This is a genomic window from Nocardiopsis sp. NPDC055824 (assembly GCF_053616335.1).
Genome location: NZ_JBSHDN010000183.1, coordinates 1 through 12,738 on the forward strand (window position 1 = coordinate 1; position 12,738 = coordinate 12,738).

Below are 12,738 nucleotides of genomic sequence, written 5' to 3' on the forward strand. Positions count from 1 at the left end.
GGTGGGGCCGGGCCCTCACCGGGTCGCCCCGCAGCACGGGGGCAGCCGGGGGGGGGGGGGGTCCGGTTGGGAACCGCCCCCGCCCGCGTACGTGTGGCGCCTGTCCGCCCACCGCCTACTTGCCCGCCGCGTCCTTGTCCAGCTTCTCCACGATCAGCCTGTAGAGCTGGCGCGGGCGGCCGGGCTGGAGGGTGCGGTTGGGGGGCAGCGGCCATGCCAGCCCCTCCTCGACGAGGGTGCGCAGCAGCCGGCGCGCGGTCCGGGAGGTGACGCCGAGCATGCGCCCGGCGTTCTCCGCGTCGACGACCAGCGGGCCGTCCTCCTCGGCGATCTTCTCCGAGAGCCGAATCAACGTCTCGCGGCCCTTGGTGCGCAGCGGTTCGGAGGACTGCCGTGCGGGCGCGCGCTGGGCGGGGACCAGGGAACGACCCTCGCGGTCCACCGCGAAGCTCTGACGGGACGCCTGGGCGCGGTTCAGGGCGGCCCGGGCGTGCGCCTCGGCGTCCTGGGTGGTGCGCCCCATGCCGATCCCGACCTCGATCGCGATCCCCAGCTCCGCCTTGATGCGCTCCACGAACGGCGGCTGCCGGAACCCCTCGGTCGCGGTCACGAGCGATCCCCGCGTGGCGGTCACCATGAACGAATGGTCGTCCAGGCGGTGGGCCGTGGCGTTGATCCGGTGGGCCTCCTGGAGGAGGAGCCGGTGCAGCGACAGCCGCAGCTCCTCGCGCCAGTACCGGGGGGTCGACCGCCGGGACGAGTCCCGCAGCGTGGGCACGTCCACCACCACGACGCCCAGCTGGGCCTCCTCCAGCCGGTGGTGCGCCCCCAGCAGTCCCGCGGTCTGGAGGGCGCTGCGCACGCCGGCGTTGGTGGGCCGCAACCGGATCACGGGGACGCCGATGGCCTCCAGCCGCTCGGCGACGCCGCGCACGCAGGTGATCGCCATGCGGGTGGCCTTGCGCCGCCACAGCCCCTCGTGGAAGGACGTGAGCTGCGCGGTGTTCGTGAGCTCCTCGTGCACGTGGATGCCGTCCACGGGCAGGTCGACCTCGGAGTAGGCCTCGACCACGTCGGCGCGGCTGAGCACGTCGAGGCTGGCTCTGGTCGGGTCGTACCGGTCGTCCAGGGTCGCCCGGAGCAGGGCCTCGTGCAGGCTGGCCCCGCCGAGCGGCACGAAGGTGGCGGGCATCGTGAGAACCCCGGCCTTGCGCGCGAACTCGTACGGGACAGGGCTGGCGAACAGGTAGGCGTCGATCGCCGAACCCAGCCTGACGACCTTGTCCGTCGCCTCTTGCTCATCTCGGTACGCGGCTGCGATGAGTCTGGCGTTGAGGGGCCCGGTGGACCCCGGGCCCATGAGCATGACCCGTTCGACCACCTCATGGGGCCCTATGACGCCGATCGTCAAATCGCCAGTACGCTGGGCACTCACCTCGGGTTGCTCCCCGCTACCATTCCACGCTCTTCACTATGTGCGCCCACTGGTTTCCCGACCCGATCTCTGTCACGGCATGATTGCCGAGATCGTACCCATTGTGCGGGGCCAAAGAAGATCGTTTTCGATATCAACGCCGAAAGCCCGGGTGGGAGGCAAGCCCCCACCCCGGCTTGAACTGCGCTTTCGGCTCCCTACGAGACGACGACGCGCTCCACGTCCGCGCCGAGAGCAGCGAGCCTCGCCGCGAACTGGGAGTGACCGCGGTCAACCAGGTATCCGGGCGCCACGATTGTCTCACCTTCCGCGACCAGTCCGGCGAGGACCAGGGCCGCACCGGTGCGCAGGTCGTGGGCGATGACCTCGGCCCCGCGCAGGTTGGTCGGCCCGTGCACGATGGCGCGGGTGCCCTCGACCTCGATCTTCGCGCCCATCTTGTTGAGCTCGTCGGCCAGGGCGAACCGGCCGTCGTAGATGGCCTCGTGGATGTAGCTCTCGCCCTCGGCCAGGGTGGCCAGGGCCATCAGCGGCGACTGGAGGTCGGTCGCGAAGCCCGGGAACGGCGAGGTGACGGCGTTGATCGGGCGCAGCGGCACGGAGGGGTCCCTCTGCACGTGCAGGACCGCGCCCTCCTGGGAGAAGCCCACGCCCATCTGCTCGAGCTTCCAGCGGGCCACGCCCAGGTGGTCCAGGTGGGCGCCCACCAGGCTGACCTCGCCACCGGTGGCGGCGACGGTCATCGCGAACACGCCGGCGTCGATGCGGTCCGACATGATCGTGTGCTCGACCGCGGTGAGCTCCTCGACGCCCTCGACCGTGATGAGCCCGGTGCCGCCACCGCTGATCCTGGCGCCCATGGCGCTCAGGAAGTTGATGACGTCGATGACCTCGGGCTCGAGGGCCGCGTGCTCGATCACCGTGGTGCCCGGCGCCAGGACGGCGGCCATGAGCAGGTTCTCGGTACCGGTGTGGGACGGCGTGTCCAGGTAGAGGCGGCCACCGCGGAGGTTGCTGGCCTCCACGTTGATGTGGTTGCGCTCGAGGTCCTCGGTGACCTCCGCGCCCAGGCGCGCGAAGCCCCGGTAGTGGAAGTCGAGGTTGCGGCTGCCCAGGTTGCAACCGCCGACGCCCTCGATGCGGGCGCGGCCGGTGCGGTGCATCAGCGCGGGAACGAAGAGCACGGAGCCGCGGAAGCGGGCCGCGATCTCGGCGGGCAGGACGGCGCGCTCGGGGTCGTTGAGACGGGACGCGTCGATGACGACGGTGCGCTCGGCCTCGTGGAACTCGACCTTGGCGCCCACGTGTTCGGCGAGCTCAAGCGCGCGGTAGACGTCCTCGATGACGGGCACGTTCCGCAGCACGGTACGGCCCTTGGCCGCGAGTAGAGCGGCCCCGATCATCGGCAGGACGGCGTTCTTCGCGCCTTGGATGAACGCCGTTCCACTGAGGGGGCGTCCGCCGCGGACGCGGTAACGAACCTCCTGGCCCATGCTCATGTGCTCCTTTGTGAGGCAGATGTGAAAAAAGGTCACCCTCGTCGGGTTTCGCCTGTATGCGTTTTAGACGCGGGTTTCCCCTGGAACGTTGCGACCATCTTGCGCGTGACCTGCGCGGCCGGTGAAGCCGGTGCTCGCGACGACTCTATAGCACCCACCCGCGTGTACCGGCACAGAACGTGGTATACCCGCCGGACGTGGATGGGGACCGGTCAAACAGCCAAAGAGGTATTCGGCCCAAGGGAAAGACCAGGGATGCCGCGCGCGTGGCAGGACGCCGGCGGGACGCCGCGCACAACGTGACCACCATACGTGGTCCCCGACGTGAAACGACTGCCCCGTGCGCCGAATCACTACCGGTTCCCGGCGCGGAGACCGGGCTTCCGGCCGGTCAGGCGCTCATGGATCTCCGTGTAGCGGTCCAGCGTGCGTTCCACCACGTGCTCCGGAAGCGCGGGCGGCGGGGTCTCCGAGGCCCGGTCCCATCCCGACTCGGGCGAGGCCAGCCAGTCCCGCAGGACCTGCTTGTCGAAGGAGGTCTGCGGGCGTCCGGGGGCCCACTCGTCCGCCGGCCAGTACCGGGAGGAGTCGGGGGTGAACACCTCGTCGGCCAGCACCAGGGCGCCGTCGGCGTCCCGGCCGAACTCGAACTTGGTGTCGGCGAGGATGACGCCGCGCTCCCGCGCCAGCTCCCGGCCGCGCCGGTACACGCGCAGGGTGAGGTCGCGCAGCTCGGCGGCGAGGGCGGCTCCGTGCCGGTCGGCCACGACCTCGAACGACACGTTCTCGTCGTGGTCGCCGACCTCGGCCTTGGTGGCCGGGGTGAAGACCGGCTCGGGAAGCTCGGAGCCGTCGACGAGGCCGTCGGGGAGGGCGACGCCGCACACCGTGCCGTCGACCCGGTACTCGGCGAGGCCGGAACCGGTCAGGTAGCCGCGCGCCACGCACTCCACCGGCACCATGTCCAACCGGCGGCACACCAGTGTCCTCCCGTCCCAGTCGGCGGGTGCTCCCGCCGGTGGGACGTCGGACAGGACGTGGTTGGGCACCAGGTCCCCCAGCTGGTCGAACCACCACAGGGACAGCTGGGTGAGCAGGCGCCCCTTGCCCGGGATCTCGGTGGGCAGCACCCAGTCGTACGCCGACACGCGGTCGCTGGCCACCATCACCAGGCTGCCGTCCGCCGCCGCGTACAGGTCGCGCACCTTGCCGGTGTGCAGGTGGGTGAGCCCCTCGACCCGGACGGGCTCGGGGGTGACGACGAAGCCGCTCATGTGGGTTCTCCGGTCCTTGCTACAGCTCGGCGGCGGCGCGCTCGGCGATGTCGGTGCGGTGGAACGAGCCGCGGAGCTCGATCCGCGACGCGGCCTCGTACGCCCGCTCGCGCGCCTGGCGGAGGTCGGCGCCGGTGCCGACCACGTTGAGGACACGGCCCCCGCTCGCCTTGACGCCGTCGGTGCCCTCCCACGCGGTGCCGGCGTGCAGCACGTACGCGCCCTCCAGCGCGTTGGCCGCGTCCAGGCCGCCGATCAGGTCTCCCTTGACCGGGTCGCCCGGGTAGTTCTCCGCGGCGACCACGACGGTGACCGCCGCGCCCGGCTTCCACTTGAGGGAGCCGATGCCGCCCAGCCCGGCCGTGTCGGTGGCCTGGAGGACCGCGCCGATCGGGGTGGCGAGCCGGTCCAGGACCACCTGCGTCTCCGGGTCGCCGAACCGCGCGTTGAACTCGACCACGCGCGGGCCGCCCGACGTGAGCGCCAGACCCACGTAGAGGAGGCCCTGGTAGCGCGTGCCGCGCCGGTTCATCTCCGCGAGGGTCGGCCGCACGACCGACTCCATCACCTCGTCCACGAGGCCCTGCGGCGCCCACGGCAGCGGGGCGTAGGCGCCCATGCCGCCGGTGTTGGGGCCCCGGTCGCCGTCGTAGGCGCGCTTGAAGTCCTGCGCGGGCAGCAGCGGCAGCGCGTGCACACCGTCGCTCAGCACGAAGAGGGACACCTCGGGGCCGTCGAGGAACTCCTCGATGACCACGCGGCCGCACTCCCGGGCGTGCCGCTCGGCGAGGGCGCGGTCGTCCGTCACCACGACGCCCTTGCCCGCGGCGAGGCCGTCGTCCTTGACCACGTACGGGGCGCCGAACTCGTCGAGGGCGTCGGAGACCTGGCCCGCGGACCGGCACACGCGCGCCTTGGCGGTGGGCACCCCCGCCGCCTCCATGACCTCCTTGGCGAACGCCTTGGAGCCCTCCAGCTTCGCGGCCGCCCGGTCGGGCCCGAACACGGGGATGCCGCGGTCGCGCAGGGCGTCGGCCACACCGGCGACCAGCGGGGCCTCCGGGCCGATGACGACCAGCTCGGCGCGGATGCGCGCGGCCAGCTCCGTCACGGCGAGACCGTCGGTCACGTTGATGACGTGGTTCTCGGCCAGCTCGGAGATGCCCGGGTTGCCGGGCGCACTGTGGATGCCGGTGACACCCGGGTCCAGGGAGAGGGCGCGGACGAGGGCGTGCTCGCGGCCTCCGCCGCCGAGAACGAGGGCTTTCACTGCAGGGGGCCTCTTCGTGTTGAAGGCGGACGGGCGGGGGTCAGACCAGGGAGCGCAGCTGGAGGGTCTCGTCGCGTCCGGGACCGACGCCGATGGCGGAGACGGGTGCTCCGGCCATCTCCTCCAGGGTACGCACGTAGACCTGTGCGTTCTTGGGGAGTTCGTCGAACTCGCGGACTCCGGTGATGTCCTCGGACCAGCCGTCGAGGTACTCGTAGACCGGCACCGCGTGGTGGAAGTCGGTCTGGGTCATCGGGATCTCGTCGTGGCGGACCCCGTCGACCTCGTAGGCGACGCACACGGGGATGCGCTCCAGGCCGGTGAGCACGTCGAGCTTGGTGAGGAAGAAGTCGGTGATGCCGTTGATGCGGGTGGCGTAGCGCGCGATGGGGGCGTCGAACCAGCCGCAGCGGCGGTTGCGCCCGGTGGTCACGCCGTACTCGCCGCCCTGGGTCCGCAGCCACTCGCCCTGCTCGTCGAGCAGCTCCGTGGGGAAGGGGCCCGAGCCGACACGGGTCGTGTAGGCCTTGAGGATGCCCACGACCTTGGTGATGCGGGTGGGGCCGATGCCCGAACCGGCGGCCGCGCCGCCCGAGGTGGGGGAGGAGGAGGTCACGAAGGGGTAGGTGCCGTGGTCGATGTCCAGCAGCGTGCCCTGGGAGCCCTCCAGGTAGACGGTCTTGCCCTCGTCGAGCGCCTTGTTGAGGATCAGCGAGGTGTCGGCGACGTACGGGCGCAGCCGCTCGGCGTAGCCGAGGTACTCCTCGATGATCGGCTCGGCCTCCAGGCCGCGCCGGTTGTACACCTTGGTGAGCAGCTGGTTCTTGTCGTGCAGGGCCAGCTCGATCTTCTTGCGCAGGATCGAGGGGTCGAACATGTCCTGGACGCGCACGCCCTGGCGGGAGACCTTGTCGGCGTAGGTCGGGCCGATGCCGCGACCGGTGGTGCCGATCTTGCCCTTGCCGAGGAAGCGCTCGCTGACCTTGTCCAGGGCCCGGTGGTAGGGCATGATCAGGTGCGCGTTGGCGGAGATGAGCAGGCGGGACGTGTCCACGCCGCGCTCGTCGAGGCCGCGGAGCTCCTCCAGGAGGACGCCCGGGTCGATGACGACGCCGTTGGCGATGACCGGCACCACGTTGGGGGAGAGGATCCCGGACGGGAGCAGGTGGAGGGCGTACTTCTTGTCGCCGATGACCACCGTGTGGCCGGCGTTGTTGCCGCCCTGGTACCGCACCACGTAGTCCACGCGGTCGCCGACGAGGTCGGTCGCCTTGCCCTTGCCCTCGTCGCCCCACTGGGCACCCACGAGCGTGATCGCCGGCATCTGGATCTCTACCTTTTCGCTCGACACCTGACCGGGGTTCCTACCCCGAACATGGATGAACCCCTGGCGCAAGGCAGCGACAGGGGCCGTTGCGTATTGAGCGTACACGACCTGCGCATCCGGGTTAAGTGGGGCGCCGGGGCGTCTGTGCCACACCGGCCCGGGGCGCTCGGGGAGAGGGCGGGAGCCGCGGGGCCCTCAGCCGGAGGCGGGCGCCGAGAGCACTTCCAGCAGGCTGGTGAAGCCGGCCTCCGCGTCGCCGGTGTGGTCTCCGGTGTCGATCCGGGGCGCGTAGAACCGGAACACGGCGGCCAGGGAGTCCGTCTCGGTGACGGGGAGCAGGGCCTCGGCGCCGATGCCGTGGGCCCTGGCGACGGCGAGGGTCTGGAGCCAGCCGAGCAGGGAGGTCCAGAAGAAGGTCATCCCGGGCTGGTGGTACAGCGCGGCCAGCCCCGGATCCTCGCCGAGGTAGGTGGTGGCGGTGAGGACCTCCAGGGTCTCCCGGTGGCGGCGGAACACCTCGCCGGGGCCGCTGTAGAAGGTGGAGGACCCGGGTGAGCCGATGCCCGAGGGATCGGACCGGACGCCTCCGGTCAGGTGGTGGGCGCCGTGCCCGGCGAGCCACCGGGCGGCCTCTCTGGCGCGTTCGGGGGTGTCGGAGCTCAGTGGCGGTCGCCGCGATCCGGCACGGGGAGAGGGGGTTCGCGGACGAGCTGGACCGGTGCCTGACGGCCGCCGGGGACCCGGCCGAGGGCATCGTCGCCTGTGTGCGGGCGCTGGCCGAGGGGATGCGCGAGTCCGGCTGGGAGGACGGGTGCCCCGTCGCCTCCACCGCCCTGGGGGTGACGGGCAGCGTTCCCGAGATCCGGCGGGCCGCGGACGCGGCCTTCGCGCACTGGCGCCGGCTGGTGTTCGAGAGGCTGCGGGACCACGGCATCGCCGAGGACGACGCGGCGGATCTGGCGTACACCGTGATCAGCACCGTGGAGGGCGCCGAGATGGCGGCGCAGGTGGCGCGGGACGAGGCTCCGCTGCGGATCGCCGGAACCCATCTGGCCCGGCTGATCGGCCTCTACGCGTCCGGCCCGCGGGCCGGAGCGGGGTGTGGCCGACGGCCCCGGGGCCCGCGCGCCCCGGGACCGTTGGGGCGTCAGCCGTTGAGGACCTTGTCGGCCTCGGCGCTGGAGTCGCGCAGGAAGTCGGCGCAGCGCTCCGCCTCCTCGGCGTCCCCGATCTGCTCGGAGGCCTTGCCCAGGGCGTGCAGGGCGCGCAGGAAGCCCTGGTTGGGCTCGTGCTCCCACGGGACGGGGCCGTGGCCCTTCCAGCCCGAGCGGCGCAGCTGGTCCAGCCCCCGGTGGTAGCCGGTGCGGGCGTACGCGTAGGCGGCCACGGGCTGCCCGTCGGCCAGGGCCAGCTCGGCCAGGCGCGCCCACGCGGCCGAGTACTCGGGGAAGCGTCCGGCGACCGGCGTGGGGTCGTCGGCTCCGGCCAGGGCCTCACGGGCCTCGGGGTTGTCGGCCAGACGGGTCTCGGGCGGCTCGTTGAGCAGGTTCCGGTGCAGGTTCATGCCCCCATCCTGCCACCGGGTCCGCACCCCTCACGGTGCCTCCCGCGACATCGCGCGTCCGTCCCCGGCCCCGTCCTCCGGGGGCGCGGCGCCCGGCGGCCGTGCCGCCGCCGGGAACCGCGCGCGGGCGCGCCCGCCGCAGCGGCGGGAGCCGGGTCCCCTACTTCATCTTGTTGCCGGCGGACTTCAGCTGCCGCGCGGCCTCGGCGACGCGGTCGGCCATGCCGGCCTCGCCCGCCTTGCCGTAGGAGCGCGGGTCGTAGGCCTTCTTGTTGCCGATCTCGCCGTCGATCTTCAGCACGCCGTCGTAGTTTTTGAGGATGTGGTCGACCACCGGACGCGTGTACGCGTACTGGGTGTCGGTGTCGATGTTCATCTTGACGACGCCGTAGCCGATGGCCTCGTGGATCTCCTCGATGGTGGAGCCCGAGCCGCCGTGGAAGACGAAGTCGAAGGCCTTGTCCTTGCCGTGCTTCTCGGCGACGGCCTCCTGCGCCTTCTTGAGCACCTCCGGGCGCAGCTTGACGAAGCCGGGCTTGTAGGAGCCGTGCACGTTGCCGAAGGTCAGGGCGGTCAGGTAGTAGCCCTTCTCGCCCAGGCCCAGCACCTCGGCGGTGCGCAGGGCGTCGGCCGGCGTGGTGTAGAGCTTCTCGTTGATCTCGCCGACGATGCCGTCCTCCTCGCCGCCGACGACGCCGACCTCGATCTCCAGGATCGTGCGGGCCGCCTCGGACGACGCCAGCAGCTCCTCGGCGATCCGGAGGTTCTCCTCCAGCTCGACGGCCGACCCGTCCCACATGTGGGACTGGAACAGCGGCTCCTGGCCCTTGGCGACGCGCTCCTTGGAGATCTCCAGGAGCGGGCGGACGAAGCCGTCGAGCTTGTTCTCGGGGCAGTGGTCGGTGTGCAGGGCGACGTTCACCGGGTACTTGTCGGCCACGACGCGGGCGAACTCGGCGAAGGCGACCGAACCGGTGACCATGTCCTTGATCGAGGCGCCGGAGAGGAACTCCGCTCCGCCCGTGGAAATCTGGACGATGCCGTCGCTCTCCGCCTCGGCGAAGCCGCGCAGGGCGGCGTGCAGCGTCTGGCTGGAGGTCACGTTGATCGCCGGGTAGGCGAAGCCCTGGGACTTCGCGCGGCTCAGCATCTCGGTGTAGACCTCGGGACTGGCGATGGGCATGGCTTGACTCTCCCTGGATTCGGCCTGGAGCGAGCGGCCGCCGGTATCGCTCCGGCGGCACCCCACGTGCGTTCCCGGTGGAGGCCGGCGAGCGGGGGAAGGCCCATGGGGCGGGCCGCGCTTCCGGACGTGTCCACCAGGTGTCACCCAAGTATCCCGAATCCACGGAGCCCTTGAAAAGGTCTAGACCAAATTGTCCGGAGTTCCCGGTGTCGTCGCAGCTGACGGCGCAGGCGTTCCCGGTTCTCCGGCCCCGGTGTGAAAAGTTGTGCATTTCGCGGGCGAACGTGAACGCATCATGGGAACCCCTGGGCAGAGGGCCGATCACTGTCGCTTTTTGTCGTGATACGCGCTACATTCAACGCCGTGGGAAGGCATAGGAATGACCCTCGCGGCGTTGGCCAGGTGATGGCCATCGTCGGGGCTGTCCTGCTCCTGGTCACGCTCCTGGCCCTCGGCGGATTCTTCTTGTACCGCTCCCTCCCGGGCAACGGCGCCAGTGTGAGCGCCAACGCCTCGGGAACGGCGGCGGAGTCGGAGGAACCGGAGAACATGGGTGTGCTGCACATCCGTGTGACCGGTGAGTCCAGCGACGTCTTCGTCCGCATCCCCGGAGGCGACGTCCTCCTCGACCAGGAGGTCACCCAGGGCCAGTCGGTCAACTACGCGAGCGCCGAGGGCGGCCTGGAGGTCACCATCGGCGACCCCTCCGCCGTCGAGGTCTTCGTCCACGGGAACCGGCGCGACATCGCCGACCGCGAACCCGGCCACAGCTTCACGATCGACGGTTAGACGGCCGCGCGCCGCACCGGCGCGGAGTGACGGGCCCGACCGGGCCCCGCCCCCGCGGAGGCGGCCCCGGCCGCGGCCGGAACCGCGCCCACGGGCCGGACCGCTACACGTCCAGGTCGGACACGCCGTACACGGCCCGGTAGTCCAGGCCCTCCTCCGTGATCCGCCCGCGGGCGCCCCGGTCCAGGATCAGCGCGACCGCGACCACCTCGGCGCCCTCCTCGCGCAGGGCCTCCACCGCGGTCATCACCGAGCCGCCCGTGGTCGAGGTGTCCTCCAGGGCGAGCACGCGCCGCCCCCGCACGTCGGGGCCCTCGATCCGCTTCTGCAGGCCGTGCGCCTTGCCCGCCTTGCGGACCACGAACGCGTCCAGCCTGCGGCCGCGCGCGTGCGCGGCGTGCACCATCGCCGCGGCGACCGGGTCCGCGCCCAGCGTCAGGCCGCCCACCGCGTCGAACTCCAGGTCCGCGACGTTGTCCAGCATGACCGAGCCGACCAGCGGCGCGGCCTCCCCGTCCAGGGTGATCCGCCGCAGGTCGACGTAGTAGTCCGCCTCCAGGCCCGAGGACAGGGTCACCTTCCCGCGCACGACCGCCTTATCGTTGATCAGACGCAGGAGTTCATCACGTTCGCTCATGACCAGTGAGCCTAGAACACCCGGTCGGGCGGTCCGGACCGCGGCGGCCGGGACGGAGGGACGACCATGCCACAGCACGAGACCGTCCGGGTCGAGACGACGGTCGACACGAGGGACGGCGCCGAACGGCTGGCACGGTCGGTGGTCGACCGCCGGCTCGCCGCGTGCGCGCAGGTGGGCGGGCCCGTCACCAGCTTCTACCGCTGGGAGGGCGAGGTCCGGAGCGACGAGGAGTGGACCGTGGTCGCCAAGACCTCGGCGGACCGGCTCGACGAGCTCACCGCCCACATCGTCGGCGTCCACCCCTACGACGTCCCCGAGGTGGTCGCCGTGCCGGTGTCGGGCGGCAACCCCTCCTACCTGGCGTGGGTGCGCGACGAGACCGCGGGCCGCACCGCGTGATCGCCGTCCTCCTCCCCCCGACCCTCGGCGCCGCCACCAGGCTGCCCGACCTCCACCGGCGGCTGCCCGAGGTCGGGGCGGGCGCCGTCCGCCCCGAGGTGGGCGGGGACGAACTGCCGCCGCACGCGGCGCGCTACGTCGCGCGGGCCAGCCTGGAGATCAACCGGCTGGTCGCGGCGGACGCGCCGACCGCCCTCGTCGCCGAGGGGGACGCCGGGCCCCTGCTGGGCGCGGTGGGAGCGGCGCAGCGGGCCGCCCACCGGCCGGTGTTCGGCTACGTGCTGGTGGACGCGTTCCTGCCCCAGCCGGGCAGCGCCGACAGGGCCGGCCTCGTGCGCTCGCAGAGCCCCGAGGGTGCGGTCCCGCCCGGCGCCGACTCCGGTGCTCCCCGGCCCGGCGAGCCGCCCGCCTACCGGACCGAGCGGCTGCCGGTGGCGGCCGACTGGCCGGACGCCCCGTGCGCCTACCTGCTCACCGACCCGGCCTTCGCGCACGTGGCGCGGCTCGCGGCCATGCGCGGCTGGACCGTGCGCGAGACGGACCCCGACGGGGCCGCCGCGGCCCTGGCGGAACTCCTCGTCGGGCTGCGCGGCATGTCCTGAGGCCGTGCCCGCCGCGCCCGGCGTGTCCGTAGGAACCCCGGGGCCGGGGCCGGGACCGGCGGAAGGCCGGGCGGCACGGCCGGAGCCCGGGACGGACACGCCCTCCCGCCGGAACGCGGTCAGGCGTCGACGGCCTTGGCCGCCCGCAGGTCGGCGGCGAGCGAGGCCAGGATCCCGGTGAGCATGCCCGCGCCGGTGACCGCACCGCTCACGAGGGGCGCCCACCCCGGGTACCCGGCGAAGACCATCGCCAGCCCGGCGAGGCCGAGGACCGACATGTAAACGGCGGTGAACACGAGGGACCGGGCCCGCCAGCGCCGGGCCAGCGGGAAGAAGTGCAGTCCGACCACGAGGGCGATCCAGGCCACGTTGGCCTGCATCGGCGCGTCCAGGGCCCTCAGCGCCTGGATCCCGCCGAACAGCGCGACGGCCTCGACGGCCAGGACGGCGCCGAAGAACCCGTCGAACCGCATCCGCGGCGCGTCGGGGCCCGGGTCTGCGGCCGGCCGTCGGCCGATCGCGACGACCAGGGCGAGGACGGCGACCACCGCGGCCACGGCGAGGACGCGGAGGACGAGCGCCACCGCGGGGGGCAGCGGCGGCCCGGTGTTCGCGAGGACGAACGCCAGCCCGAATCCGACACCGATGAGGGACCCTGCGAATCGTGTCATTGCGAGAACCTACAGCGCTGGACGGCGGCAGCTCCTCCCTTTTCGCCCATGGAGGAGCGAAACGGGTGCTAACCCCCCCCAG

Annotated in this window: 13 protein-coding genes and 1 pseudogene; 4 read left to right on the plus strand and 10 right to left on the minus strand. The window is 72.3% G+C overall.

Annotated elements, in window-relative coordinates; genetic code table 11:
• Nucleotides 1–115 precede the first annotated feature (115 nt).
• The 6 genes from ACWGL3_RS25955 to ACWGL3_RS25980 all read right to left on the minus strand — a co-directional run bounded on the left by ACWGL3_RS25955 (nt 116) and on the right by ACWGL3_RS25980 (nt 7,321).
• Entirely contained in the window at nt 116–1,381 is a 1,266-nt protein-coding gene (locus tag ACWGL3_RS25955) for a transcriptional regulator (protein WP_378553683.1), read from the minus strand.
• Between the two features lie 251 nt (nt 1,382–1,632).
• Complete coding sequence (gene murA, locus ACWGL3_RS25960) at nt 1,633–2,928, minus strand: UDP-N-acetylglucosamine 1-carboxyvinyltransferase (RefSeq protein WP_267950568.1); 1,296 nt, start codon at nt 2,926–2,928, stop codon at nt 1,633–1,635.
• 359 nt (nt 2,929–3,287) lie between these two features.
• Nucleotides 3,288–4,208 carry a phosphoribosylaminoimidazolesuccinocarboxamide synthase gene (locus ACWGL3_RS25965; RefSeq protein WP_267947169.1) on the minus strand — a complete coding sequence of 307 codons (921 nt, stop codon included), beginning with the start codon at nt 4,206–4,208 and terminating at the stop codon, nt 3,288–3,290.
• 19 nt (nt 4,209–4,227) lie between these two features.
• A complete protein-coding gene (gene purD / locus ACWGL3_RS25970) occupies nt 4,228–5,478 on the minus strand; it encodes a phosphoribosylamine--glycine ligase (RefSeq protein ID WP_267947168.1) in 1,251 nt (416 codons plus the stop codon).
• Between the two features lie 40 nt (nt 5,479–5,518).
• Entirely contained in the window at nt 5,519–6,802 is a 1,284-nt protein-coding gene (locus ACWGL3_RS25975) for an adenylosuccinate synthase (RefSeq protein ID WP_267947167.1), read from the minus strand.
• 198 nt (nt 6,803–7,000) lie between these two features.
• Entirely contained in the window at nt 7,001–7,321 is a 321-nt protein-coding gene (locus tag ACWGL3_RS25980) for an imine reductase family protein (protein WP_452461900.1), read from the minus strand.
• 146 nt (nt 7,322–7,467) lie between these two features.
• On the opposite strand from ACWGL3_RS25980, the pseudogene ACWGL3_RS25985 reads away from it, so the two are divergent.
• Nucleotides 7,468–7,842: pseudogene (locus tag ACWGL3_RS25985) on the plus strand (LmrA/YxaF family transcription factor); the annotation flags it as partial.
• Between the two features lie 110 nt (nt 7,843–7,952).
• Here ACWGL3_RS25985 and ACWGL3_RS25990 read toward each other — a convergent pair.
• Together ACWGL3_RS25990 and fbaA are read right to left on the minus strand one after the other, a co-directional pair.
• On the minus strand, nt 7,953–8,369 hold the full coding sequence (locus ACWGL3_RS25990; RefSeq protein ID WP_267947164.1) for a DUF3151 domain-containing protein: 417 nt from the start codon (nt 8,367–8,369) through the stop codon (nt 7,953–7,955).
• 160 nt (nt 8,370–8,529) lie between these two features.
• On the minus strand, nt 8,530–9,552 hold the full coding sequence (fbaA, locus tag ACWGL3_RS25995) for a class II fructose-bisphosphate aldolase (protein WP_267947163.1): 1,023 nt from the start codon (nt 9,550–9,552) through the stop codon (nt 8,530–8,532).
• Between the two features lie 408 nt (nt 9,553–9,960).
• Here fbaA and ACWGL3_RS26000 point away from each other — a divergent pair, with 408 nt between their 5' ends.
• Nucleotides 9,961–10,344 (plus strand): RodZ domain-containing protein, encoded by a 384-nt coding sequence (locus tag ACWGL3_RS26000; protein WP_267947162.1) that lies wholly within the window; start codon nt 9,961–9,963, stop codon nt 10,342–10,344.
• A gap of 103 nt (nt 10,345–10,447) precedes the next feature.
• On the opposite strand, the gene pyrE is transcribed toward ACWGL3_RS26000, so the two are convergent.
• Complete coding sequence (gene pyrE / locus ACWGL3_RS26005) at nt 10,448–10,981, minus strand: orotate phosphoribosyltransferase (RefSeq protein ID WP_267947161.1); 534 nt, start codon at nt 10,979–10,981, stop codon at nt 10,448–10,450.
• Between the two features lie 66 nt (nt 10,982–11,047).
• Between pyrE and cutA the strand changes: the two genes are divergently transcribed.
• The gene (cutA, locus tag ACWGL3_RS26010) at nt 11,048–11,383 is read left to right on the plus strand and encodes a divalent-cation tolerance protein CutA (RefSeq protein ID WP_452461901.1); all 336 of its coding nucleotides are present in this window, start codon (nt 11,048–11,050) and stop codon (nt 11,381–11,383) included.
• A complete protein-coding gene (locus tag ACWGL3_RS26015; RefSeq protein WP_452461903.1) occupies nt 11,380–11,985 on the plus strand; it encodes a hypothetical protein in 606 nt (201 codons plus the stop codon). Before cutA ends, ACWGL3_RS26015 begins: the two co-directional genes overlap by 4 nt.
• Nucleotides 11,986–12,104: 119 nt before the next feature.
• Here the strand turns inward: ACWGL3_RS26015 and ACWGL3_RS26020 are convergent, their stop codons facing one another.
• Nucleotides 12,105–12,656: a hypothetical protein gene (locus ACWGL3_RS26020; RefSeq protein ID WP_452461902.1), complete on the minus strand. Its 552-nt coding sequence runs from the start codon at nt 12,654–12,656 to the stop codon at nt 12,105–12,107.
• Nucleotides 12,657–12,738 lie beyond the last annotated feature (82 nt).

Excerpts from the sequence above, each read along its gene's own strand:
- murA (WP_267950568.1), bottom strand. The coding sequence starts at position 2,928 with ATGGGCCAGGAGGTTCGTTACCGCGTCCGCGGCGGACGCCCCCTCAGT.
- ACWGL3_RS25965 (WP_267947169.1), bottom strand. The coding sequence starts at position 4,208 with ATGAGCGGCTTCGTCGTCACCCCCGAGCCCGTCCGGGTCGAGGGGCTC.
- ACWGL3_RS25975 (WP_267947167.1), bottom strand. The coding sequence starts at position 6,802 with ATGCCGGCGATCACGCTCGTGGGTGCCCAGTGGGGCGACGAGGGCAAG.
- ACWGL3_RS25990 (WP_267947164.1), bottom strand. The coding sequence starts at position 8,369 with ATGAACCTGCACCGGAACCTGCTCAACGAGCCGCCCGAGACCCGTCTG.
- fbaA (WP_267947163.1), bottom strand. The coding sequence starts at position 9,552 with ATGCCCATCGCCAGTCCCGAGGTCTACACCGAGATGCTGAGCCGCGCG.
- ACWGL3_RS26000 (WP_267947162.1), top strand. The coding sequence starts at position 9,961 with ATGGCCATCGTCGGGGCTGTCCTGCTCCTGGTCACGCTCCTGGCCCTC.
- pyrE (WP_267947161.1), bottom strand. The coding sequence starts at position 10,981 with ATGAGCGAACGTGATGAACTCCTGCGTCTGATCAACGATAAGGCGGTC.
- cutA (WP_452461901.1), top strand. The coding sequence starts at position 11,048 with ATGCCACAGCACGAGACCGTCCGGGTCGAGACGACGGTCGACACGAGG.
- ACWGL3_RS26020 (WP_452461902.1), bottom strand. The coding sequence starts at position 12,656 with ATGACACGATTCGCAGGGTCCCTCATCGGTGTCGGATTCGGGCTGGCG.